Below are 22647 nucleotides of genomic sequence, written 5' to 3'. Positions count from 1 at the left end.
TGGTCATGCCTGCGGTGTGAAAACGATCGGTACCGAACGAATGACTCGCGTCTGCCCCTCGGAGATTCGCACCGCGGCTGGATCTACCAATCGGTAGTCCGGGATCCGGTCCAGAATCTCTTCGAGCATGATGCGCAGCTCGAGCCGGGCCAAGGGAGCCCCTGGGCAACGGTGGACTCCTGCACCGAATGCCAGGTGCCGGTTCGGCTTTCGGTCCAGCATGATCATGGAGGGATCGTCGAATGCGGCGTCGTCATGGTTCGCTGAGAGCCACGACAACCAGACTCGCTCACCCTCAGGGATCACGGTGCCTGCTACCTCAACCCCCGCGGTGGTCGTTCGACCGAAGCCGGGAACCGGTGTGACGTATCGCAAAAACTCCTCGATCGCCGAGGGCATCAGCTCGCGTTTGGCCTGTAGTTGCGATCGGATCTCGGGGTGACGGTCAATCAGGGTAAAGATGTGATTGCCGGCCGCGGCAGTCGTCTCGCCGCCGGCCCCGGTCAGCGAGAGATAGATATCGAGCGCCTCCTCCTCGGTGACCGGACGGTCATCGATCATCGATGCGAGCAGATGACTGGCAAGGTCATCGGTCGGGTTGACCCGGCGGGCAGCAATCAGCTGGAGGTAGTAGTCGCGGATCTCCATCTGCAACGCCACCCCCTCCTCCGGCGTCGCGACCGAGACCAAACCCAATGACCAGGCACTGAAACGGGATACGTCCTCGTCGGGGATACCGAGGAGCCAAGTGATGACCCGCGATGTCAGCGGGAAGACGAGGTCTCTCGCCAGATCCGCTTCGCCGGCGGACGCAAAGCCTTCGATCAACTCGATAGCGTGCTTGCGTACCTCGTCCTCAAGTTCCGCGATCCGGCGCGCACTGAATGCGACGTTGAGAAGAGACCGGTACTTGCCATGCTCGGGCGGGTCGGACTCCATGGGAATGAACGGTCTCGGCGCCCCGACCGACGGGAGGGTGATGGTCGGCAGGGACGAGAATCGCGCCGTGTCGCGCGTGGCCGCTTCGACCTCCTCATACCGGCTCAGCGCCCAGAAGCCGCCATAGTTCTCGCTGTGCTGAACGGGACACTTGGCCCGCATTTCGCTGTGAAACTCCTCCGGATCATCAAGAGTGGCGACGTAACGGTGGTCGTAGTTGCTTTTGCTGATGTCCACTGCTCCCCCAGAATGGGATGGGCCCGGAAGCCGGTGATTGTTTTGCCCTGGATTGGGCGATAAATCCGAGACTAAGACCTTCCGATCGGAAGGTCAATGGTCAATCTGGTGGGGCTTAGGGTGCCGCCACCGAACGCGCCCCAGGGATGCGCGCTGGGTACGGTGAGTGACCCAGACCACGCCGTTGCCGCATCCAGGCGCCGATCTTCGGCGGCCTGCTACGTCTGCGGCCCGTGCTACCGCCAGAGGGAGTGCACCTCAGGGGCACTTCGTGGGCGCGGACACCACGCCGCAGCATTTAGGCTGCCGATGGCCGAAATCTATCCACCGCTGACACAGCGTGACCTGACCCTGAGTATCGCGTCAGAACTGGGCACGGCTGGGTTCGAGGAAGCCCACGAGATCGGACGTGGCGGCTTCAGCGTCATCTACCGCTGCCGGCATCGTTCCCTCGATCACACCGTCGCCGTCAAGATCCTCACCTCACGATCCGGACCCGAGAACCTCAAACGATTTCTCCGCGAACAGCGCGCAACGGCGCAATGGCGCAACGGCGCAACGGCGGGACTGTCCGGGCACCCAAACCTCGTCACGTCCTCCGGGTCGGCGCCACCCCTACGGTCGGCCCGACATCATGACGGAGTATCACCCCATGGCTCGCTGGAGGCGCGGACCGCCTGTGCGGCCCGCTCGAGTGGGGCGAAGCGCTCCGCCTCGGGGTCAATGTGGCCGACGCGCTCGAGACCGCGCATCGGATCGGCACCCTCTAACGCGATGTAAAGCCGGCAAACATCCTGCTCACCGACTACGACGAGCTGCTGTCCGATTTCGGCATCGCCCGCATCGTCGGCGGTTTCGAGACAACCACGGGCACTGTCACCGGATCACCGGCGTTCACCGCCCCCGAGGGGGTCAAGGACCAAACACCTACGCCGGCGTCGGACGTCTCCAACCTCGCCGCCACGCTCTTCTGCGCAGTGACCGGCACGCCGCCATCGAACGGGCCATGACGGGAATCCCCGGTGATCGTCCCGCCTCTGCCGCTGAACTCGGCACGATCTTCAACAGGCCGCGCGCCGAAGCAGCCTGAGCGTTGACGAGATGGAAATCGAACGCGCGGTACACGGCGGCAATGATGAAAGGTCCGCCGATGCCCACGGCTGATAGAGGAACCACCGCAATGTCAGCGCCAGCGCGAATAGTCTGCCGGACGCTTTTCCATGAACGCGTCGCGTCCCTCGTCGACGGATTCGGCGGGCACGCCCATAGCGATCATGTCGAGGCCGTTGACCATCGTGTCGTAGGAGTGGTTCCACCAGACATTGCTTCCGGCCTTGGCGATCTGGAGCGCCTGGGGGTGCAGCGCGAGCAGCCGCTGGGCCCATTCGCGTGTGGTCGATTTCAGATCAACGTCGTCGACGACCTCATTGACCCATCCCCACTCGAACGCCTGCTGAGCTGAAACCTTCTCGCTGAAGAAGACGATCTGCTTTGCCCTCTTCTCGCCGATCTGCAACGGAAGCACATTGGTTCCACCGAGGACGGGGCAAGCCCCAATCATCGTGCCGGCCTGTCCAAGGCGGGCGCTGCGGGCAGCGATGGCAAGGTCTGCGGCGATGACCAGCTCATTGCCGCCGCCCACGGCGATCCCGTTGACCATCGCGATGACGGGCTTTCGACAAGAGCGAATCGAGGTCATCGCCCGAAGGGCGTACACCCCCGTGTCGACCAGCCCCTTCTTCGTGAACTCCCGCACGTCACCACCGGCCGAGAACGCCCGGCCGTTGCCAGTCAGTACGACGACACCAACGTCTGGGTTGACCGAAACGCCGTCGAGCAGGTCGGCGAGACGATGAAATTGGGCGGGGCCGAACGCGTTCAACGTCTCCGGCCGGTTGAACGTGATCCAGGCGATCCGGTCCTCGATCGAAAGGAGGATGTCCTCCTCGGATCCGTGATATCCATTCAGTGACATACGTGATTCCTCTTCTGATTCGGGTGTTCGGCGAGCCCGAGTCGTGGGCATCGCCGTGGACGGGTTTGCGGGCACGGGCGTTAGTTCCACCACAGCTTTCGGTCGAAAACCGCCTGGGCGAGCAGATTCTTCTGGATCTGACTCGTTCCCTCGACGATGGTCAGCTGTTTCGCGTCGCGGTAGTACATCTCCACCGGGTGGTCCTTCATGTATCCGGCGGCGCCTAGGAGCTGTACTGCAGTGCCGGAGACCTTGACTGCGGTCTCCGTTGCCACCAGCTTGGCCATCGACAACAGGGGAACCGCGGCCTTGTCGAAGGTGCCTTCGTCAACCATGCTGGCCGCGCGGTAAGTCAACAGTCGAGCTGCCTCGATCTCGGCGGCGTGCTCGGCAACCATCCACCCGAGTCCCTGTTGACTGGTCAGCGGTGCACCGAACGCCTGACGTGTGTGCATGTAGTCGACTGCGTACATCAGAGCGCCCTCGGCGAGCCCCAGTCCACGCGCTGCGACGATGGGCCGCATCGAATTCAGTGACAGCATGGCCAGTTTGAACGCCTGGTCGGCTTCTCCTACGAGTGCGACGGCTGGTACGCGGACGCCGTCAAGGAGGAGTTCTCCGGTGTTGACGCCGCGGACGCCCAGCTTGTCATCGACGCGGGCCACGGAAACACCGGAGAGGTTGCGGTCGACGATGAAGCAGCTGAACCCGTCCTTCCCGGTGCGCGCGAAGATGGTGTAGAAATCCGCCTGCTCGAGCCCGGACATCCAGCATTTTGCGCCGGTGATTACCCAGTCCGTGCCGTCGCGGACGGCGCGGGTCCGCATGCCCTTCAGGTCCGATCCGGCCTGCGGTTCGGACAGGCCGAAGGACGCGCGCCTGGCGCCGGAAGCCATGTCGGCAACGTAGCTTGTCTTCTGCTCCTCTGAACCCCCGATAAGAATAGGCAGGGCCGGCAGGCGGGTCAGCAGGAGCATCAGCGCGACGGTGTTGGAGTATTTCGCGACCTCCTCGATGGCAATCGTGAGGCCCAATGTCCCGGCACCGGAACCACCGTATTCGGTGGGTGTCGCCAGGCCGAGCAGGTCCGCTGCGAGGAGAGCCTTGAAGATGTCGTCCGGATACTCGTTCTGGCGGTCGATCTCCATAGCGCGCGGCTTGACCACCGTCTGCGCGAATCGCCTGACGGATCGCTGTAGCTCGACGTGATCGTCGGGTAGGGCGGCATACATGAGTTCTCTCCAGGTTCGTTGAAGGGTTTTGCAGATCAGGCCGGAAGGCCCCATTGGGCGAAGCACATGCCGACCCCGTAGCCGGATTCGGTGCGATACGCCGGCACGTAGTCGATGATCTCCGCCGGGACCTGTGCGCAGGCGTCGGCGATGATCCAGTCGGTGATCTCCGCCGTCCCGTTGAGACGCAGCGGAAGACCATGCTTCTCGTGGGCGAGACGTAGTTCGTCATCCCCGATTGCGTGCCATGACTCGAGGTCGCGCGATTGCAAGGCAGCCAGCACCCGCGAGTCCAACTCCTCATCCAGCACGAGATGACTCAGGCCCCCCGACGCCAGCACCGCGACCCTCGCTTGAGAGGGGACCGCGTTGATCGCCTCGCGCAGTTCTTGGCCGAACGCCACGCACCGGCGCACCCCTGGCACATTCGGCAGATTCCACACATTGGTCACGACCGGCAGCAGCGCAAGCTCGGAGTCCATGAGATCGAGGAACCTCAGCGGCCACGTGATCGCATGGCCGACACCGTAGTCGTCCGAGGTCTCCGATGTGTGAGCGACATCGAACCCGTTGTCGCACAGATGGTTCAGGATTCCGAGGCCGAGGTCGCGGGCAATCGGCATGGAGACCCGGAATAGGTCGGGTCCCTCGTCCCGCCGGTTGGCGGCGCTGGCATCGAGATGGTCCGCCAAGAACATCTCGAACACCGGGGCGGACCGCGGCCCAAAGTTTTCGCCCTGGTCGCTGCCGACGATCAGGAGCACATCCGGCTCGACCGCCAGAATGGAGGCACGCAATCGCGTCATCGCACTGTCGAAGCGTGTCTGGTGCTCGTCCCAGGAGTCGCGCACGTGTCCGCGCAGATGCGCGAGGGATGGACGCGGGATGCGCGGCTCGAGCGCCGGCCAGTCAGAGACTGGTGCGATCAACGCGGGGCTGTGTGAGGTCCCGAAAACACCTACAAGATTTGCCATTTGCCTTCATTCTCCAAGTTCGATGATGCGGTTTCGCTGTCGGCCGAGACCCGTGATCTCGCTCTCCAACACGGATCCGGGGCGCAGCCACTCTTGGGGAGTCCTGGCCAACCCGACGCCGGCCGGCGTTCCGGTGCTGATGACATCCCCGGGCTCCAACGTCAAGGTTCGGCTCAGATCCGAAATCAACGCGGCGACGTCGTGAATCATCAGGTTGGTTCGGGACCGTTGCTTCTCGACGCCGTCGACCCAGCACCTCAGCTCAAGATCCTGAGGATCCGGGATCTCGTCGCGAGTGACGACGAACGGTCCAAGCGGTGACGAACCTTCGATGCTCTTGCCCTTCCACCATTGGTTTCTGGAGAGCTGCACATCCCTGGCACTGACGTCGTTGAGCACCGCATATCCGAAAACGTGCTCGAGGGCGTCCACAGACCGGATACCGCGACCACCCCGCCCGATGATCACTGCCAACTCGACTTCCCAGTCCAGTTGTGTGCTGATTCGGTCGTCGGACGCAATATCGTCGAAGGGCCCGCAGATGCTGCGCACGTCCTTGGTGAAATACACCGGCACATCGGGCACCTCGATCTCACCCACAGCTCGCTCCGACTCCTCGATGTGCTCGCGATAGTTGACGCCGACGCAGATGACATTTCGGGGAAGGCGGCCCATGGGCGCGACGAGCTCGAGATCGCCGACCTTCCCGACGACGTGGTCCGATCCGTTTTGTTCACAGATTTGTCTGAGACGCTCGATCCCATTGATGCCGAGTTCGACCCATCCCGACATGGTCAGGGGCAGATCATCGGTATGCGATCCGGACAGTCGGGTGATGTCGATGACTGAATCGTCAGCATCGACTACGCCGACGTGTGTCAGTCCGTCGGACAGGAAGGAACACAGACGCATGATTATGCCTCTCGGTCGGGATGTCGAATGGGACGGTCTAGTGCGGCGAGGGCACTCGATGGACGCCGAGTTTGCGTAGCTGCTCACGCAATTCGGGAGAGAGCCCCTGCCACCCGCCGGCGGCAATGTCCTTCAGCAGCGCGGCCTCACGTTCGACCCTGGCCCGGGCTCGCCCCAGGACCTCTTCGGCCGACGCGAGGGGAACGACGACCACTCCGTCGTCATCAGCGACGACGACATCACCTGGCCGCACCGTGGTGCCGCCTGCGACGACCGGAGTATTCACCCAGCCAGGGCCGCCCTTGGTGGTTCCTGACGCAGAGACCGTTTTCGCCCAGACCGGTAGAGAGAGCCGGCGCAACTCGCGGACATCCCGCACGCCTGCGTCCACGACGAGACCTGCGGCACCGCGCGCGATGAGGATGCTGGTGATGATCTCGCCCACCATTCCGGACGTCGACGGCGCCAGGTTGGCGACGACCAGAACGTCACCCTCCTGACACAGGTCCAAGGCGGCCAGCAGCATCAGATTATCTCCGGGCTGGTTCAGACAGGTGACGGCCGGGCCGGCGGCGCGGGAACCCTCGACGAGTGGCTTGATCGAGTGGTCCATGAGTCCGCTACGACCTTGCGACTCGTGTACGGTCGCGACGCCGAGCTCGGCGAACGCTGCCGCGAGAGATCCTGCGCGACGGTCGACGTAGTCGACAATGGACGGGCTGATGAGATGGTTGGTCATCGGAACAGATCCCCGGCTGCGGGCAGGAAGCTCTCGAACGCCTCTGCGTGAGTGACCTTTCGGTCCAACAAGAGCCCGGCCATGATTGCCCGGTAGCGGGCCCGCTGGTCGTAGACCTCGATCATGAACTGCTGGACCTGCGAACACTGCATCATCTCGAGCTTCTGGTCGGCGACGTCGCTGATATCGATGTACGTATCCGGCTTGAAATCGCAAAACTCGGGGAACTCCGGTTCGTAGCCGTGGATCTGGCGCGCGACGAATCGCTTCGCTTCCGGAAGTCGCCCGTGCGCGCGAGCCCAGATTGCTGCGTCCTCCACGAGTCGCGCGGTGGCCACATGATCCGGGTTGTTGGGGTCCGTGCGGCCGTGGGTGAGCACGATGTCCGGTCGCAGCTCTCGCAGCAGCCGAACCATCTCGAGCCGACGGTCATCATTGATGACCATCGGGTAGTCACCCCAGTCATAGGTCCGCAGCTCGACCCCGGCAACAGCGGCAGCCATCTGTGCCTCCCCCAGTCGAATCTCTCGCACGCGATCTGCCGTCTGGTCTGCCTCAGCCCACGCCGAGGCAGACTCGCCTCGCTCCCCCATCGACAGGCAGACGACGGTCACGTCGGCGCCCGCCTTGACGTAGTTGAGAATTGTCCCGCCGGTGCGCCACACCCAGTCCATGCCGTGCGCGCTGACGACTGTCACTTTGGTCATCGTGTATCTCTTTTCTTGTGGTCGGTTGCGATTTGGTGTCGCAGTTACGGGTTGGAACCGGTATTGGGCATCGCGCGCACGTAACTGCCATCCGCGGGCACGGGGCCGATACTTTTTGCGCCGCCCGGCGAACCGATTGGTTTATCGCGTCCTGGCAGTACGGATTGGAAGAACTCGACGGAGTCCACGATGAACGGTTCGAAGTCCTCGTCCTCGTCCCGGTCTGAGGCAATTGCCTCGACCGGGCAGGCCGGCTCGCACGCCCCGCAATCGATGCATTCATTTGCGTTGATGTACAGCTTGCGGCCGCCTTCGTAAATGCAGTCGACAGGACATTCCTGCAGGCAGGAGCGGTCCATGATGTCCACGCACGGCGCTCCGATGATGAAGGTCACTGCGTAACTCCTTGGCCTTGTGAGTTCGCGCCGGTGGCGAGTCGAGCCGCAAGGTGCCGGCCGGCACCGTAGCCGAACGCCAGTGCCGGACCGATAGTCGCGCCTGCTGCCCAATAGCCATCGTTGGACGGCGATGCGGCGCAGTTGCCCACGGCGTAGAGACCGTCCACCGGGACGCCGTCCAGGCCAAGCACTTGGCCGGCGCTTGTAGTGCGCGGGCCGCCCTTGGTATCGAGCGTCCCGAGCCCTATCAGCACCGCAAAGAAAGGCCCTTCCGCGCTGAGCGGCGCCATCACCGGGTTCGGGCCGCCCCCTGCGCGCGGCTGACCGGTGAAGAACACCTCGATCGGTTCGGCACCACGTCCATGGTCGGTGTCGATTCCCATTGCTGCCAGGTCATTGAACCGGTCGATGGTGACGGCCAGATTTGCCGTGAAATCTCTGCTCAACCGGGCACCGCCGGTGGCCGGTTGCAGCGACAGCAGTCGATCGACGAGGTTCGCCGACAATCCCTCCCAGCTGTCGCCCGACACGAGATGCGTCGCGGACTCGCCGGGCAGCACAAGCGGGTAGGCGAACTGCTCCATCGAGAACAGTTGCTGCGTCCGCTCGTCGAAGAGCAGCACCAGTAGATCTGGTGCACCCGGTCCGATGTGGATCTTTGCCCGGTCGCTGTAAAACAGCTTCTCGTTGACGACGCGGCGCCCGGCAAGATCCACGATTAGCGATGAATCACCTGGGGCAACCCACATCCCTGCGCGTGTTTCAGTTGTGCCCCCAAGGGTTTGTTCGATGGCGACCTCGTCCCACCAGGCGCAGTCCATGTTGTGGAGCGGGATGTCAAGTGCCTCCAGGGCAGGTAGCGCGTCGCCTGTGTTCTCACCGGCAGCGCAGCCGCCCCAGACCCGTGCGGGCAGGTGCCGCGATCGACGCTCCGCGTCATGCGTGAAGCCACCGACGGCGAGAACTACGCCGAGCCTCGCCCGGGCCCGCACGTCCCGTGCGCTGTCCAGATCGCGGACGACCGCACCAACAACCTGACCGTCCTCGAGTATCAGATCGGTGAACGCGTGTCCGGTCACGATCTGGACACCGAGGCGCCTAGCGGCAGCGGCCAGCTGAGCAATGAGATCGCCGCCGCTGGCCGGGCGATTCTGCTCATCCGCGGGGCACAAGGCACGGCCGTACACGCCGCCTTGTTCGGGCAGGTTCATGTGATAGTCGGGGAACCGCAGTGCCGTTTCGATGGTCGAGCGGAGCGCACCAGTGGTGTCCAGGAACTCGACGGCCTCGGCGGCGAGGTCGTAGTAGGCGACGATGTGGTCGTGCTCCCAGGCTGTCAGTCCCAGCAGGGCGTCTTCGGCGGAGTAACGGTCGGGGGCGCTCACCCGTGCCATGTAGCCGACGGCCCCTTCCCGCGGGTCTTCGACTCCGTGCTCGCGCATGAGGTGGTTGTTGGGAATCCAATACACGCCGCCGGATTTCGCGGTGGTGCCTCCGACGGCCCCGGCCTTCTCGAAGAGAACTACCGTGCAGCCGGCTTCGGCCGCCGTGACTGCGGCTGCGAGACCTGCAGCGCCGGAACCGAACACCGCAACGTCAACCACCGTTTCGGATAGGTCGCCGATCGCGCCAATGGCGCTGCACGCGTCAGTGCTCATGTTGAAGCCTCCGCAGTGTCTCCAATGGACGCGTCCAACTGAACCTCGCGGGCCTCGAAGAGCCAGCCTTCCTCAGTCCGCACCAGGCGGTCCGAATAGCGCCCCGTGGCCAGGAGCGTCGGCCGTTCATGGCTCTCATACCTGCGGAACATCAGCAGGTTGCACCGTTGCTCCGCGCAATCGCCGTTCACGGTCACCGCTGGATCGAGCGTCATGTGCAGGATGCCCCAACCTCTGGACCGGCAGAAATCTGAAAGCTGTTCACGGCCGGTGAAGGTCACGCCCTGCCCGACGATCTCCAACCGGCCCGACTCCAGGAAGGTGCCGGCCCAGCCGACGGCATCGGACTGGTCGAAGCACCGGTTGTAGGTCGCGGTCAGCTCGCGGATGGCTTGCCAGTCCTTGAACGCGATACCAGCCGAGCTAGACATATCGGGCCTCGGTGGACGCGGCACCGCGCCAGTCATCGGTCTGCTCGAGGGTCATCGCGACGCCAGCGGATCCGGGCCTGGCGAGGGGATCGTCTTGGCCGAAGACCTCGCCGTCCTGTGTGTGGGAGCGAACGGAATTCAGCAACAGGCGGCGTGTTTTGACCACCGCAATGTCGCTGGTGCCCAACTTCTCCCGAGATCGGTCAACGATCGAACCCTGGCTCTCCTGGATCGCGACATCCTCGAGGACCAAGTTGTTGAAGCCCGAGAAGTGTCCGTCAGACATGAGGGCACGGTCCTGACCCCAGTTGTCCTTGCCTCGCGTTAGGGCGGCGAAGTCATCCGGCGCAACCGTCAGATCGTGATACCAGAAGTGCGTGTCGGTGTCCTCGGTGAGCGGATGGTCATCGTTCCACCGAATGAACCACTGGCGGGAATGCTCATCATCGATCGGTGTCCCTATGATCGCGATCCGGTCTTCGTCGCCGGTCGGGATGTAGGCCGTCCACGGCATGACGAACTCGGTTACCCGCACGTGCATTCGGTCCGCATCGGCGTGCCTGATCGCAGCGAAACGAATGCCGTATCCGGTTTCATCCGATTCGTAACGCGGCGCAGAGTCTTCCGCCGTCTCACCCAGACTTCCGCTGCTCTGGCCCAACCACGACTGGTGGAGGATCGACACGTGCGAGGAGTCCAGCGTTCCCTCCACCGCCTGCAGCCAGTTGCAGTGAGTTTCGGCCGCCAACGATCGGACATGAGCGGCCGGGACGTCAGCGAACGGAAACCGGGGGAAGGGCGGTGGTTCGTCATGCAAGCCCAGATACACCCAGACCACCCCGCCGGCTTCCCTGGATGGGAAGTACCGCACGCTGATCTTCTGGGCCATGTCCTCGAGACGCTCCGCGGGCTCGGACGGCACCTCCACAACGGTGCCGGACACGTCGATCTTCCAGCCGTGGTAGATGCACCGCAGAGCGCAGTCCTCATTCCTTGCAAGTGCCAGCGAGGCACCTCGGTGCGGACACGCTTCGTCCAAAAAGCCCACGTTTCCGTCCGTGGCCCGGAAAGCCACGAAGTTCTCTCCGAACAGCCGAACCTTCACGGGAGCGCCATCGGCGATCAGCCGCTCCGAGCGCACGGCGGGCGTCCAGTACTCGCGGAGATACGCGCCCATCGGCGCCGGTCCCTCTACTCGGGTCAGAAGTTCATTATCTTCATGCGACAGCATGCGGATCCTCCACTCGTCCACGCCGCAATCGGCGGGCTCAATCAGTCACGGGGTCAAGCTCTTTCAGGTAGAGCGACCTTCACCCTCAGGGGGGACTGAACTGTTATCCTGTCGATTGGAAGGATAACGTGGCATCGGGACCGAAATCAAGACTTATGTCACATCGAGATTTATTCGTTTCGCACACCACTCCCGCCGGAGGCGGGTCCATTCACACACAAGGGGTAGCAATGCAGATTTCCGGAGCAGTTGCCGTGGTCACGGGTGCCGCAGCAGGCTTGGGTCAGGCCACCGCACAGATGCTGTCGCAGCGTGGCGCTCGTGTTGCGGCAGTGGACTTGGCAGCGCCGCCGGGAACGCCGAGCACGACATGGCTTCCACTCGCCGCGAATATCAGCTCGGCCGCGGATGTCGACTCAGCGTTCGACGCGACAGTCCGCAGCTTCGGCAGAGTGGACATCGTCGTGCATTGCGCAGGCATTGCCGGCGGATTCCGCCTGATCGGCAAGGATGGGCCGGTCGACCCCGATCGGTTCCGAGCCGTGATCGATGTGAATCTGCTGGGCACGTTCCATGTCTTGCGCGCGGCGGCATGGCAAATGAGCATGAATCAGAGGCCCAATGGCGGTGAGAGCGGCGTAATCGTCACGACTGCGAGCATTGCTGCTTACGAGGGTCAGCAGGGTCAGCTGGCCTACGCAGCTTCCAAGGCTGGTGTCATCGGCATGACATTGCCGGCGGCGAGAGAACTAGCTAAGTACGGGATCCGCTGCGCCACAATCGCACCCGGAGCATTCGAGACTACGCTGACGACGGATCTGCCGGATGCGCTGCAACAGCAACTGACCTCGTCGGTTGCCTACCCGCCGCGCCTGGGCAAGCCGGCAGAGTTCGCGGAACTGGCGTGCGCAATCATCACTAACGAGATGCTCAATGGAGAGGTCATCCGCCTCGACGCCGGCGCTCGGCTGTCAAAGCGCTGACTTGCAGCACGCGGGGGGGAGAGGGCGTCAGTTCGCCGCCCGCCCCTTTGCTCCGCCGGAACCCCTTGGCCGAGTGCGTAGTCCGTCGAAGGCCATATCGATAATCTTGTCCACCAGCGGCCGCAGCGGCCCGTGCTCTTCCTCGTTGTACCAGAACGCGCACCAACTCATGCTGCCCATGAGTCCGTTCACGACGAGCTCCGGATCGACCTTTCGGAAGATGCGCTTGTGTGAGCATTGAGCAACGGCATCTTCGAAGGTTCGCTGGTACTGGCGGACAATTGCCGGCTGGTGAGGATCATTAGGCGAGGACGGCGATGTCCACAGTTGCATGAAGCCTACGAGCACGGGGGACGACACGCGCAGGGCGCAATGCTCGGCATGAAAATAGAGAAGCTCCCGGAACCGCTCGTCCGCCGTAAGGTCGCTACGCTCCGCGATCTTGGCCAACTCCTGCTCCGCCACGTCAGTGAACCGCGCCTGGATCAGCTCGACCAGCTCATCCTTGGAGGAGAAGTATGTACTGAGGCTGCCCTTTTTTATTCCTACCGCGTCGGCAATGTCCTGCAGACTCGTTCCGTCGATGCCCTTCCGACGGATCAGTTCGATGGCCGCGTCGAGAACGTTGGCATGCCGTTCGGCAGAGCGCTTGGGTGGCACGGGATTCCCTCCGACGGATAGGCGTAGCCCCACGATCAACCCAGCGGCGCGCTGCCGCCCACTGGGCCACGCAAAGCGGGAACTATTACCCTACCGAACGTCTGGATGGCGTCGAGCACCGCATCGTGCGGCATAAAGGGATGGTAGAGCCGGAAACAGAGGTGCGAGTCAGCTCGGCCGGCAAATCTCTGCTCATAGGAACTCAGGGCAGCCGTCACCTCGTCCGGTGTTCCGATGAGGTTGTACTGCCGCACGGCCTCCTCCGATGAGAGGTTGGCGTCAGGCTCGACGGGGTTGCCCGCTTCCTCGGCCGCCCACCGAGCGTGCACGTCCATCGTGTAGGTCATCCCTCGCCCTGCGAGCTTCCAGCCCAGCTCCGGATCGTCGGCAATGAAACCCGATCGCAGCTGTCCGAAGGAGAAGGACGTCCGCCGCTCGTTCGGCGCCGAATCGAGCACCTTGGAGAAACTCGACATGGCCGAGTCGAACGGAGCAGAAACCCCGAAGTAACCGTCGCCCAGGCGCCCGGCACGCGCCAGCGCCCGCGGCCCCGTGCCCCCGAGCCAGATCGGCGGACCGCCAGGGGTGTACGGCTCCGGCCTGACGACAGCGGTGTCGATCTGGTGCACCCGCCCGTCGAATCCGAAGCGCTCGCCCTGCCAGGCCTTTCGGAGGATCTGGACGGTTTCCTCCAGCGCTCTACCCCGGGTGGCCATCTCGGCACCGAACGCCCGGAACTCGCTGCGCCGCCACCCCGTTCCCATACCCAGAATGAATCTCCCACCCGACATCTGGTCGAGAACAGCCACGTCCTCGGCCAGTCGGAGGGGGTTGTGAAATGGAGCCAGCAAGACTGCGGTCCCCACCACCAGCCGTTTCGTCGAGGCAAGGATCGCCGCCGCGATCGGCAGCATCGACGGCAGGTAGCCATCGGCCGCCCCGTGATGCTCGCTCAACCACACGGAGTCCAGACCAACGTCTTCGGCGAGTTTCGCCTGCTCGATGATCCGGGCGTACTCATCATGAAAGCTGATGTCCTCGCCCGACGGCACCTGCCCGGTGTACAGACCAAGTCCATATCGCATTGCTCTCTTACCTCCGCTGTTCGAATATCACTGCCACACAGTTCATTTTGTTGGGGGCAGGTTGACCCAGCCGCCGCCGTGAACCACAATTTCCGCACCGCTCACGTAGGAGGCGTCATCCGAGCAGAGGAACCCGACGACGGCGGCAACTTCTTCGGGTTCTCCACCGCGGCGTGACGCAATTGACGCGATGTTGGCCTCGAGCACGTCCGGATCGACGTCACTGACGATGTCCGTGAGGATCGTTCCCGGCAGCACCGCGTTGGATGTGATGTTGCGCCGCGAGACCTCGAACGCCAAGCTCTTCGACATAGCCAGCAACGCGGCCTTCGAGGCGCCATATCCACTGTCACCCGGGCCGCCGGTCGCTCCCAGTACCGAACTGATGAAGACCACACGACCCCAGCTGGCGTCGTACATGTATGGCAAGGCGGCCCGAGTCACCGACCAGGTGCCGCGGATGTTGGTGGACAGCATCTGGTCAAACTCTTCCAGGCTCTGTTTGATCATCGCCCGAGAGCGCTGGACCCCAGCGTTGTTGACCACGACCAGCGGCGGCCCCAGCCGACGGTCGGTTTCGCGGACGAGCTCCTCCCCCGCTCCCTCCACCGAGATATCCGCCTGAATCGCGACCGCCGTGCCGCCATTCGCAATAATCTGCTTCACGACCGCATCGGCGTCGGACTTCGACCTGGCGAAATTCACCGCGACGCTGTAACCCTGTGCTGCAAGGCGTAACGCGGATGCGGCACCGATTCCGCGCGAGGCGCCGGTGACAAGTGCGACCCCTTCCTTCCCATTGTTCGATCTGGTCATGACACATCCCTTTCGTGAGCTGCCCAGTGCGGGCGACGCAGAGCCAATTTGTCGATCTTGCCTGGCCCGGTACGGGGCAGCTGCGCATGAAATTCATACGAGCGCGGTGTCTTGTAGCCGGCAATCAGATCGCGACAGTGCCGATCGAGGTCTGCCTCGGTCATGTCTGCTTCCCCGCGCAACACGACGGCGGCGTGTACTTGCTCGCCCCAGTGCGCTGACGGAACGGCGAAGACAGAGGCCTCGACGACGTCGAGGTGCTTGGTGAGCGCGGCCTCCACCTCAGCTGCGTAGACATTTTCTCCGCCACTGATGATGGCCTCCCCCGCCCGCCCCACGATGTAGAGGTAGAAGCTCTCGTCGCGATACGCCAAGTCGCCGGACCAGTACCAGCCGTCACGGAATCTTTGACGGGTGACCTCGGGCTGCCGCCAGTAACCGACGGCGAAGTTTGGTCCGCGGCCGACGATTTCGCCGATCTCGCCGATCTCACAGTCCGTGCCGTCGGGTCGAACCACCCGCACCTCGACTCCGATGACCGGTCGGCCGGCGGAGCGGAGAACCTCACTGCCCAGCAGACGGTCTTCATTCGGTAGGAAGCTCAGAATCGGGCCTGCCTCGGTCATGCCATACGACTGAGTGAATGAGCAGCCGAGTCGGGCGATGGCCCGATCTAGGAGCGTCGGCGAGATGGGTGCACCCCCGTGCACCACGAGCCGCAGTGCCGAGAGGTCGGGTTCTATGTCCATCTGGTCGAGATACTCGAGCAACAGGGTGAGCATGGTCGGGACCAGAAATGTGCAGGTGACCCGTTCGGTCTCGATGGCGTCGACCACGGACTTCGGATCGAAACGCGGAATCACCACGTGCCGTCCTCCCGCCCAGGTGATCGGGTAGGTCGACATCCCGTCGCCGAGATGAAACATCGGCGAGCAGTGCAGATAGACGTCGTCGGCCGCGTACCCCAGTCCCGCGATCATATGCAGCGCGTTCGCGGCGAGGTTGCCGTGGGTGAGCATGGCGCCCTTGGCTCGTCCGGTTGTGCCGCCGGTGTAGAAAATCGCTGCCAGATCGGTCGAGCTCACCTCCGCATCGCGACCCGCGACGGTTGCCTCGGCCGGTTCGGCGAGCAATTGTCCGAAGGTGACCACACCGGTACCGACGGACCGGGTGAGTGCTTCCGCGCGCTGCTGTTGCACCTCGTCCGCGACCAGGATCGCCGGTTCGCAGTCCTGCACCAACTGCAGCAGTTCCGCATCCGCGAGCCGCGCATTCAGTGGGACCAGGACGTAGCCAGCTGCTGGCACCCCGAAATAGGCGGCAAGATACTCAGCACTGTTGGCCCCGAGGATCGCGATCCTGTCCCCTCGCGCAGCCCCGCGCCGAGCCAATCCCGACGCCAAGCGATCGCACCAGGACAGCAGCTCGGGGTAGCTGACCCTGGTATTGCCATCGACCACCGAGACCGACTCGCCATGCAGCCCGGCGGCTCGGCGCAACGACCACATCAGGTTGGGGGCAACCGTGACAGCGGTGCCCGCATGAGGCGTATCGGACAGCGACCACCTCACCGTCGGGGCCACCGTCAGACCGGTGCCGATATTGATTGCGGGCATGGGATCTCCTTCGGGTCCGGTCATCGCGAGTACGTGAAGAAGCCGCGTCCGGTCTTTTCTCCGAGGAGCCCGGACTCGACCATGCGAAGCAGCAGCGGAGGAGGAGCAAACTGGGGGTCCCTGAACTCCTCGTACATCGAGTTCGAGGCCGCGAGCAGGATGTCGAGGCCGACGAAGTCCGCGAGCGACAGGGGACCGATGGGATGGGCGCAGCCCTCGACCATGCCCCGGTCGATGTCCACCGCGGAGGCGAAACCCGCCTCCAGCATCCGCACGGCGGACAGCAGGTACGGCGTGAGCAGCGCGTTCACCACGAACCCGGCTCTGTCCTGAGAACGGATTACGAGCTTCTGTAGGTCCTCACGCGCGAATCGCTCGATTCGGTCGATCGTCGCGGCGTCCGTATGCAGCGTCGGCACGAGCTCGACGAGCCGCAGAGCAGGCACCGGGTTGAAAAAGTGCAGGCCGACAACACGTTCAGGGCGCGTGGTCGCCGCGGCCAACTTGGTGATCGAGATGGATGAAGTATTGGAGGCAAGAACGGCAGTGGGGCTGGCCACCGCCTTGTCGAGCGCGGCGAACAATTCGGACTTCACCGCCTCGTCCTCGACAATGGCCTCGATGACCAGCTCGCGGTCACCCAGCTCGTCGAGCCTGTCCGTGAAGCTGAGCCGGGCTAGCGCACCTGCGCAGTCGGCGTCGGTGATCTTGCCTGCTGCCACTGCGCGGCGGAGCGAGCTCGCGGTCCTCACCCGTGCCGCCTCCGCCCTGACGAGGTCTGCCTCGCAGACGATGACGTCGGCCCCCGCGAGCGCGCAGACGCGCGCGATGCCTGTTCCCATGAGGCCACCACCCACGACTCCTACCTGATTGATGATCAATTTTTTCTCCTTAGTTGGTTCCTACAAATATGTGATGCACCTGAGTCCGTGACCTACGTGTGCTGCTGACCCACCAGCCAGGTATCGCTTCCCGCGATGACCGTAGACAGGTCGGGTGCGCAGCCGTGCGCCCGTGCCTCGGCAATCTGTTCGTTGACCAGATCGTCATAGGTGGGGCGGGCGACATCACGGAAGACGCCGAGCGGAGTGACTCCGTCCGGTCGGTCGCCGAGACGCGAGAGCATGAAGGCCAGCGACGAATCTTGTTCGTGGACATCGTGAACCAACACGGAAGCTGATTCCACGCCGTCGAGCGTCACGATCTCCAGGCCGCCTCGCGGGTTGACTAGTAGGCCCTTTCTCGTCGTCGTCCCGAAGATCATCGGTTCGCCGTGTTCCAATCGGACGGTGGCGTCCCCCCTGGTGTCGGGATCCTTCAGCAGGTCGAAGGCGCCGTCATTGAAGATGTTGCAGTTCTGCAGGATCTCGACCAGGGCTGTTCCACGGTGCTGTGCGGCGGCCCGGAGCACACTAGTGAGGTGTTGTCGGTCAGAGTCGATCGTCCGTGCGACGAAGGTCGCCTCCGCGCCCAACGCGAGCGAGATTGGGTTCAGCGGTCGGTCGACCGAACCCGTGGGCGTTGACTTGGTGACCTTTCCTGCCTCGCTCGTGGGCGAGTATTGACCTTTGGTCAGACCGTATATCTGGTTGTTGAAGAGCAGGATCTTCAAATTCACGTTCCGCCGAAGTGTGTGGACAAGATGGTTGCCACCAATAGAAAGGGCATCGCCGTCACCGGTGACGACCCACACAGACAGATCCGGACGCGATACTGCCAGTCCCGTGGCGATAGACGGCGCGCGGCCATGGATGGAGTGCATGCCGTAGGTGTTGAGGTAGTGCGGGAATCGCGACGAGCAACCGATCCCCGAGATGAAGACCATGTTTTCGCGGGCAAGTCCGAGCTCGGGCAGCAAGCCTTGAACAGCAGCAAGGATCGCGTAGTCCCCACACCCGGGACACCAACGCGCTTCCTGGTCGGTCTTGAAGTCCCCTGGCGTCAGTGTCGTGGTGGAGGCAGCAACCAAGCTCAGCCCGGACGTCGGGGGCAGGGCGGGTACAGGATTGTCAAACATGTCAGATCAGTTCCTCGATCTGCCCGGCGAGCTCTACCGAAGTGAACGGCAGGCCGCGGACGCGGTTGTATCCGACGGCGTGGACGTCGAAGGAGGCCTTGATCAGCGTGATGAGCTGACCGAGATTGAGCTCGGGGATGAGAACCGTGCGGTACCGGCCCAGGACCTCGGCGGTGTTGGCAGGGAAGGGGTTCAGATGGCGCAGGTGGGCTTGCGCAACGTTTCCTCCGCGTTCGCGAACAGCGCGCACGGCTGAGCCGATCGAACCGTAGGTCGATCCCCAGCCAAGCACGAGAACCTCTGCACGATTACCCGGGTCATCAATCTCCAACGGTTGCATATCCGCTGCGATGCCCGCGATCCTAGCTGCGCGGACCCGCACCATCGTCTCGTGATTGTCCGGGTCAGAGGAGATCGTTCCCCGGCCGTCGAGCTTTTCCAGGCCGCCTATCCGATGTTCGAGGCCGGGCGTCCCCGGTACTGTCCACGGCCTCGCCAGCGTATCCAGATCCCTGAGGTACGGCCAGAACTCGCCGCCGTGGTTCAGCTCGGTAGCGAATCGAACCTGCATGTCAGGGAGGTGATTCAGGTTAGGCAACCGCCAAGGTTCCGAGCCGTTTGCCAGATGGGCATCGGAGAGGATTACGACGGGCGTGCGGTACTTCGTCGCGATCCGCACCGCCTCGACCGCAACATCGAAGCAGTCCGACGGTGAGCGAGGAGCGAGGACCGGGACCGGCGATTCGCCGTTGCGGCCGAACATCGCCTGCATCAGGTCCGCCTGCTCGGTCTTGGTCGGCATCCCCGTCGACGGACCAGCCCTCTGAACATTGCACACCACCAGCGGCAACTCCAGGGCAACCGCCAACCCGAGAGCCTCCGCCTTGAGTGACATACCTGGTCCGCTCGTGGAGGTCACACCGAGATGTCCACCGAACGAGGCTCCGATCGCTGCCGCTATCCCCGCGATCTCGTCCTCCGCCTGAAAGGTACGCACCCCCCGCGCCTTGTGATGGGCAAGTTCATGCAGCAGGTCGGACGCCGGCGTGATGGGATAGGCCCCTAGGAACAACGGAATACCTGCCTGCTCAGTTCCGGCAAGGAGCCCATAACAGAGTGCGAGGTTTCCAGAGACGTTGCGGTAGCGACCCTCCGGCAGGCGGGCGGGACGCACCTCGTACCGAGTTGCGAACATCTCGGTCGTGTCACCAAACGCGTAGCCGGCCCGGAACGCCACAATGTTGGCGTCGGCGATCTCCGCATGTTTGCCGAACCTACGGCGTAAGTACTCGATGGTCGACGAGGTAGGACGGTCGTACATCCAGCACAGCAGGCCGAGCGCGAACATATTCTTCGCTCGTTCGGCGTCCTTGTTGCTGATCGGGAACCCGCGCAGAGCCTCGAGCGTGATCGAGGTCAACGGAACGGCGTGCAACCGATAGCTGTCCAACGAGCCATCTTCGATTGGATTGGACTCGTATCCGACTTTTCTTAGACTTCGTCGCTTGAACTGATCGCTGTCGACAATGATCTCAGCCCCGACCGCAAGGTCCCCTAGATTTGCCTTCAACGCCGCTGGATTCATCGCCACCAGAACATCCGGCTCGTCGCCAGCCGTCTGAACTTCGTGGTCCGCAAAGTGCAACTGGAACGAGGAAACCCCCGCCAGCGTCCCCGCAGGTGCGCGAATCTCAGCCGGTATGTCCCGCCTGGTCGACAGATCATTTCCGAAGAAGGCCGTCTCCCCGGTGAACCTGTCGCCGGCCAGCTGCATGCCATCGCCAGAGTCCCCGGCGAACCGAATAACGACACTCGATAGTTGTTTGGTGCCAATAGAACTGACGCCCATAGGGGTCACCACTCCTCGTTTCCAAGTTGCCAACGACGACGTGCCGCAAAGATGCTCCGGTCATCGGATTCCGCGCGCGAACTGGGGTCGGCTTGTCCGTGAAATCTAATGCCTTCCGATCGGAAGGTCAATAGCCTTCGCCCTTGGTCCATGGTCGACAAATCGACTTCCGTCGGGTCACGGCTTCCGTCGGGTCACGAAGCCTTGACCGGTCACGGCTTCGTGACCGGTCATGACCTGCCTGCCACAATGCGAATTCCCCTGTGCAACAAACATTCCATTGATCCCCGAGGTGATTATTGACGGCATCGGATGCCGATGACTTGGGTCTCACAAGGGTCAGTGACAAGAGGTCCAGATTTCCAACGAATCAGGCGCAAGATCTTCACAGCGCACAGTTACCACCGGCAGCTGCGCCTCAAGAGCCATGGCGCGCAGCGACCGAAGGAGCAGCCGATGACAAAACTCTAGAAGTTCGAACACAAGGCGTCCCGGAGCAGTTCGGTCCGGGGGAACTGGTGGAACCGGCCGAGAAGCAGTGCCTCGACAGCGCCACGGTGAGCGATCACTCCAGCCCTGACGGCGCAACAGCGGCCACCGCATCGTCTCCATCAGTCTGCAGGCAGCACTACTACGACTCTGGCAACTCTGACCCCGCCGGTCCGTCGAGCGCCGCACACCTCCCAGATGTTCTGCCGCGGCGTTGATGGAGACATCCAAAACCCGGAAGGAAGCACAGCATGGTCGCACCACGGAGGTACCCCGACGAGCTGCGTGAACGCGCCACCCGAATGCCCATCGACGCCTGCAAGAACCCCGCAACCAGGACCGGCGCCTACAAGCGCGTCGCTGACCAACTCGGAGTCCATCCGAGGCGCTGCGGATGTGAGTCAAACGCACGGAGGTCGACGAGGGCCTGCGTCCGGGGACCACGAGTGACGACTCATCCCGCCTCGCCAAACTCGAACGCGAAGTCAAAGAGCTACGCCGAGCGAACACGATCTCGAGGCAGGCGTCGGCTTTCTTCGCATCAATGTCATCCTGAAGGTGTCCGGTGGGATTCGCTCGTTTCTTCGCTGCCCCGGCCTCGGTTGGTGGCTTGTCCCGATGTGCGGTCCCACCGGACGTCGGACAGCCGATCGCGTGGCTTGACGCCGGAAAGGCTCGGAGTGAAGCTCTACGACTGCTCCGCAGGGGACTCTCCGATCGCGTTTTTCGTGCCTTGCGCGCCGACCAATCTGACATCGAAAATGCAGCAGAGGCACCGCTTTCCGAAGCCACTTGACATAGAAGCATCGCGGAGTTGGACCGCCCACACAGGTGAAGGTCGAGTTCATCGACCGCCACAAGGGTGAACACGGCGCCGCGCCGATCTGCGATACGTTGGAAAACACCGACGCCGCGATCGCACCGAGCACCTATTACGGCTCCAAGACGCGCCCAGAATCGGCCCGTTCGATACATGACCGGGAGTTGAGCGAGCAGATCGCCACCATCCACGACGACAATTACAGCGTGCACGGCGCCGGAAGGTCTATGCCGAAATGCGCCGCCAAGGTACACCGGTGGCCCAATGCACGGTGAAACGATTAATGAAGAAAGCAGGGTTGAAAAGTGTTGTGCGGAGCAAGAGTCCACGCACCACACGACCGAAAGTGGAAACGGATCGTCCTGCCGATCTGGTCGAGCGCAGGTTCGTCGCCGACGCTCCGAACCAGCCGTGAGTCGCCGACATCACCTGTTGCAGAACGTTCTCCGGCTGGGTCTATGCGGCGTTCGTGATCGATGTCTTTTCCCGTATGGTCGTCGTCTGGCAAGTCGCGACGTCGCTGTATACCGACCGCGCGCTCGACGCATTGGAAATGGCTATCTGGCGGCCTACCCACGCGGGAGCTGACTTGTCGGGCCTGATTCACCATAGCGACCGCGCGCGACATACCTCGCATCGGCCGGCATGCTCGAATTCGGCTACGGCAAACCACGCCACCTCACCGGCGAGAACGCGATCAGTGCAGCCGCATCAGGTGAGAAAGACGCGCCGTTCGGACTCTGGCACATCACCCTTCATCTACCGGGGCCGGTACGCCGAGACCGTGTGCGTAGCGGACTTCGAACGCGCCACCAATGCATTTCCGGCGTCGAGTTATCGGCGGGCAGCTGGCGGCCATTCCCAGTGAGCCGTCCAACG

Annotated in this window: 23 protein-coding genes and 2 pseudogenes; 7 read left to right on the top strand and 18 right to left on the bottom strand. The window is 63.2% G+C overall.

From position 1 onward, the window contains the following. Nucleotides 1–3: 3 nt before the first annotated feature. On the bottom strand, nucleotides 4–1176 hold the full coding sequence (locus tag BDB13_RS31330; protein WP_094275845.1) for a cytochrome P450: 1173 nt from the start codon (nucleotides 1174–1176) through the stop codon (nucleotides 4–6). Nucleotides 1177–1485: 309 nt separating this feature from the next. Here BDB13_RS31330 and BDB13_RS31325 point away from each other — a divergent pair, with 309 nt between their 5' ends. Both BDB13_RS31325 and BDB13_RS33465 read left to right on the top strand, forming a co-directional pair. After that, nucleotides 1486–1956: a hypothetical protein gene (locus BDB13_RS31325; protein ID WP_254923159.1), complete on the top strand. Its 471-nt coding sequence runs from the start codon at nucleotides 1486–1488 to the stop codon at nucleotides 1954–1956. 11 nt (nucleotides 1957–1967) lie between these two features. After that, entirely contained in the window at nucleotides 1968–2186 is a 219-nt protein-coding gene (locus BDB13_RS33465) for a hypothetical protein (protein ID WP_369597493.1), read from the top strand. Between the two features lie 173 nt (nucleotides 2187–2359). Here BDB13_RS33465 and BDB13_RS31320 read toward each other — a convergent pair whose 3' ends face one another. The 10 genes from BDB13_RS31320 to BDB13_RS31275 all read right to left on the bottom strand — a co-directional run bounded on the left by BDB13_RS31320 (nucleotide 2360) and on the right by BDB13_RS31275 (nucleotide 11433). Further along, complete coding sequence (locus tag BDB13_RS31320; RefSeq protein WP_176459832.1) at nucleotides 2360–3151, bottom strand: enoyl-CoA hydratase/isomerase family protein; 792 nt, start codon at nucleotides 3149–3151, stop codon at nucleotides 2360–2362. An 80-nt stretch (nucleotides 3152–3231) separates the two neighbouring features. Next, nucleotides 3232–4383, bottom strand: coding sequence for an acyl-CoA dehydrogenase family protein (locus tag BDB13_RS31315; protein ID WP_094275959.1), 1152 nt, complete (start codon nucleotides 4381–4383; stop codon nucleotides 3232–3234). A gap of 35 nt (nucleotides 4384–4418) precedes the next feature. Next, nucleotides 4419–5312: a hypothetical protein gene (locus BDB13_RS31310; protein ID WP_176459831.1), complete on the bottom strand. Its 894-nt coding sequence runs from the start codon at nucleotides 5310–5312 to the stop codon at nucleotides 4419–4421. A 51-nt stretch (nucleotides 5313–5363) separates the two neighbouring features. Next, a complete protein-coding gene (locus BDB13_RS31305; protein WP_094275842.1) occupies nucleotides 5364–6269 on the bottom strand; it encodes a fumarylacetoacetate hydrolase family protein in 906 nt (301 codons plus the stop codon). Nucleotides 6270–6306: 37 nt separating this feature from the next. After that, nucleotides 6307–7008, bottom strand: a complete 702-nt coding sequence (locus tag BDB13_RS31300) for a 4-carboxy-4-hydroxy-2-oxoadipate aldolase/oxaloacetate decarboxylase (protein WP_094275841.1) — start codon at nucleotides 7006–7008, stop codon at nucleotides 6307–6309. Continuing rightward, on the bottom strand, nucleotides 7005–7715 hold the full coding sequence (locus BDB13_RS31295; protein ID WP_094275840.1) for a PIG-L deacetylase family protein: 711 nt from the start codon (nucleotides 7713–7715) through the stop codon (nucleotides 7005–7007). The genes BDB13_RS31300 and BDB13_RS31295 overlap by 4 nt, the downstream gene beginning before the upstream one ends. A 44-nt stretch (nucleotides 7716–7759) precedes the next feature. Then, nucleotides 7760–8110 (bottom strand): ferredoxin, encoded by a 351-nt coding sequence (gene fdxA, locus BDB13_RS31290; protein ID WP_094275839.1) that lies wholly within the window; start codon nucleotides 8108–8110, stop codon nucleotides 7760–7762. Continuing rightward, nucleotides 8107–9771 (bottom strand): FAD-dependent oxidoreductase, encoded by a 1665-nt coding sequence (locus BDB13_RS31285; RefSeq protein WP_094275838.1) that lies wholly within the window; start codon nucleotides 9769–9771, stop codon nucleotides 8107–8109. The genes fdxA and BDB13_RS31285 overlap by 4 nt, the downstream gene beginning before the upstream one ends. Next, nucleotides 9768–10202 (bottom strand): nuclear transport factor 2 family protein, encoded by a 435-nt coding sequence (locus tag BDB13_RS31280; RefSeq protein ID WP_176459830.1) that lies wholly within the window; start codon nucleotides 10200–10202, stop codon nucleotides 9768–9770. The genes BDB13_RS31285 and BDB13_RS31280 overlap by 4 nt, the downstream gene beginning before the upstream one ends. Then, nucleotides 10195–11433, bottom strand: coding sequence for a Rieske 2Fe-2S domain-containing protein (locus tag BDB13_RS31275; protein ID WP_094275836.1), 1239 nt, complete (start codon nucleotides 11431–11433; stop codon nucleotides 10195–10197). The genes BDB13_RS31280 and BDB13_RS31275 overlap by 8 nt, the downstream gene beginning before the upstream one ends. A gap of 230 nt (nucleotides 11434–11663) precedes the next feature. Here BDB13_RS31275 and BDB13_RS31270 point away from each other — a divergent pair, with 230 nt between their 5' ends. After that, on the top strand, nucleotides 11664–12416 hold the full coding sequence (locus BDB13_RS31270) for an SDR family oxidoreductase (RefSeq protein WP_094275835.1): 753 nt from the start codon (nucleotides 11664–11666) through the stop codon (nucleotides 12414–12416). 27 nt (nucleotides 12417–12443) lie between these two features. On the opposite strand, the gene BDB13_RS31265 is transcribed toward BDB13_RS31270, so the two are convergent. The 7 genes from BDB13_RS31265 to BDB13_RS31235 are packed head-to-tail and all read right to left on the bottom strand — an operon-like array spanning nucleotide 12444 to nucleotide 20459. Continuing rightward, complete coding sequence (locus BDB13_RS31265) at nucleotides 12444–13076, bottom strand: TetR/AcrR family transcriptional regulator (RefSeq protein WP_176459829.1); 633 nt, start codon at nucleotides 13074–13076, stop codon at nucleotides 12444–12446. Nucleotides 13077–13111: 35 nt separating this feature from the next. Next, a complete protein-coding gene (locus BDB13_RS31260; protein WP_094275833.1) occupies nucleotides 13112–14161 on the bottom strand; it encodes an LLM class flavin-dependent oxidoreductase in 1050 nt (349 codons plus the stop codon). A gap of 42 nt (nucleotides 14162–14203) precedes the next feature. Next, on the bottom strand, nucleotides 14204–14977 hold the full coding sequence (locus BDB13_RS31255; protein WP_094275832.1) for an SDR family NAD(P)-dependent oxidoreductase: 774 nt from the start codon (nucleotides 14975–14977) through the stop codon (nucleotides 14204–14206). After that, on the bottom strand, nucleotides 14974–16593 hold the full coding sequence (locus BDB13_RS31250) for a class I adenylate-forming enzyme family protein (RefSeq protein WP_176459828.1): 1620 nt from the start codon (nucleotides 16591–16593) through the stop codon (nucleotides 14974–14976). The genes BDB13_RS31255 and BDB13_RS31250 overlap by 4 nt, the downstream gene beginning before the upstream one ends. Nucleotides 16594–16613: 20 nt before the next feature. Next, on the bottom strand, nucleotides 16614–17474 hold the full coding sequence (locus BDB13_RS31245) for a 3-hydroxybutyryl-CoA dehydrogenase (protein ID WP_254923158.1): 861 nt from the start codon (nucleotides 17472–17474) through the stop codon (nucleotides 16614–16616). Nucleotides 17475–17527: 53 nt separating this feature from the next. Continuing rightward, on the bottom strand, nucleotides 17528–18610 hold the full coding sequence (locus BDB13_RS31240; RefSeq protein ID WP_094275829.1) for a 2-oxoacid:ferredoxin oxidoreductase subunit beta: 1083 nt from the start codon (nucleotides 18608–18610) through the stop codon (nucleotides 17528–17530). Between the two features lies 1 nt (nucleotide 18611). Further along, nucleotides 18612–20459, bottom strand: a complete 1848-nt coding sequence (locus BDB13_RS31235) for a 2-oxoacid:acceptor oxidoreductase subunit alpha (RefSeq protein ID WP_094275828.1) — start codon at nucleotides 20457–20459, stop codon at nucleotides 18612–18614. A gap of 889 nt (nucleotides 20460–21348) precedes the next feature. Here BDB13_RS31235 and BDB13_RS33460 point away from each other — a divergent pair. The 4 genes and pseudogenes from BDB13_RS33460 to BDB13_RS33890 all read left to right on the top strand — a co-directional run. Further along, nucleotides 21349–21486: pseudogene (locus BDB13_RS33460) on the top strand (IS3 family transposase); the annotation flags it as partial. Nucleotides 21487–21779: 293 nt separating this feature from the next. Then, nucleotides 21780–22043, top strand: coding sequence for a hypothetical protein (locus BDB13_RS31990; RefSeq protein WP_141210786.1), 264 nt, complete (start codon nucleotides 21780–21782; stop codon nucleotides 22041–22043). After that, entirely contained in the window at nucleotides 22004–22183 is a 180-nt protein-coding gene (locus tag BDB13_RS33735; RefSeq protein WP_094275826.1) for an IS3 family transposase, read from the top strand. Before BDB13_RS31990 ends, BDB13_RS33735 begins: the two co-directional genes overlap by 40 nt. Nucleotides 22184–22237: 54 nt before the next feature. Continuing rightward, nucleotides 22238–22348: pseudogene (locus BDB13_RS33890) on the top strand (hypothetical protein); the annotation flags it as partial. Between the last annotated feature and the right edge of the window lie 299 nt (nucleotides 22349–22647).

The organism is Rhodococcus sp. OK302 (assembly GCF_002245895.1).
In the GTDB taxonomy this organism is placed as follows: domain Bacteria; phylum Actinomycetota; class Actinomycetes; order Mycobacteriales; family Mycobacteriaceae; genus Rhodococcus_F.
Note: the sequence above shows the minus strand (reverse complement) of the source record. Positions and strands in the feature narration are given on the sequence as shown.

Excerpts from the sequence above, each read along its gene's own strand:
- BDB13_RS31325 (WP_254923159.1), top strand. The coding sequence starts at position 1,486 with ATGGCCGAAATCTATCCACCGCTGACACAGCGTGACCTGACCCTGAGT.
- BDB13_RS31320 (WP_176459832.1), bottom strand. The coding sequence starts at position 3,151 with ATGTCACTGAATGGATATCACGGATCCGAGGAGGACATCCTCCTTTCG.
- BDB13_RS31315 (WP_094275959.1), bottom strand. The coding sequence starts at position 4,383 with ATGTATGCCGCCCTACCCGACGATCACGTCGAGCTACAGCGATCCGTC.
- BDB13_RS31305 (WP_094275842.1), bottom strand. The coding sequence starts at position 6,269 with ATGCGTCTGTGTTCCTTCCTGTCCGACGGACTGACACACGTCGGCGTA.
- BDB13_RS31300 (WP_094275841.1), bottom strand. The coding sequence starts at position 7,008 with ATGACCAACCATCTCATCAGCCCGTCCATTGTCGACTACGTCGACCGT.
- BDB13_RS31295 (WP_094275840.1), bottom strand. The coding sequence starts at position 7,715 with ATGACCAAAGTGACAGTCGTCAGCGCGCACGGCATGGACTGGGTGTGG.
- BDB13_RS31285 (WP_094275838.1), bottom strand. The coding sequence starts at position 9,771 with ATGAGCACTGACGCGTGCAGCGCCATTGGCGCGATCGGCGACCTATCC.
- BDB13_RS31280 (WP_176459830.1), bottom strand. The coding sequence starts at position 10,202 with ATGTCTAGCTCGGCTGGTATCGCGTTCAAGGACTGGCAAGCCATCCGC.
- BDB13_RS31275 (WP_094275836.1), bottom strand. The coding sequence starts at position 11,433 with ATGCTGTCGCATGAAGATAATGAACTTCTGACCCGAGTAGAGGGACCG.
- BDB13_RS31270 (WP_094275835.1), top strand. The coding sequence starts at position 11,664 with ATGCAGATTTCCGGAGCAGTTGCCGTGGTCACGGGTGCCGCAGCAGGC.
- BDB13_RS31260 (WP_094275833.1), bottom strand. The coding sequence starts at position 14,161 with ATGCGATATGGACTTGGTCTGTACACCGGGCAGGTGCCGTCGGGCGAG.
- BDB13_RS31255 (WP_094275832.1), bottom strand. The coding sequence starts at position 14,977 with ATGACCAGATCGAACAATGGGAAGGAAGGGGTCGCACTTGTCACCGGC.
- BDB13_RS31250 (WP_176459828.1), bottom strand. The coding sequence starts at position 16,593 with ATGCCCGCAATCAATATCGGCACCGGTCTGACGGTGGCCCCGACGGTG.
- BDB13_RS31240 (WP_094275829.1), bottom strand. The coding sequence starts at position 18,610 with ATGTTTGACAATCCTGTACCCGCCCTGCCCCCGACGTCCGGGCTGAGC.
- BDB13_RS31235 (WP_094275828.1), bottom strand. The coding sequence starts at position 20,459 with ATGGGCGTCAGTTCTATTGGCACCAAACAACTATCGAGTGTCGTTATT.
- BDB13_RS33735 (WP_094275826.1), top strand. The coding sequence starts at position 22,004 with ATGCGCCGCCAAGGTACACCGGTGGCCCAATGCACGGTGAAACGATTA.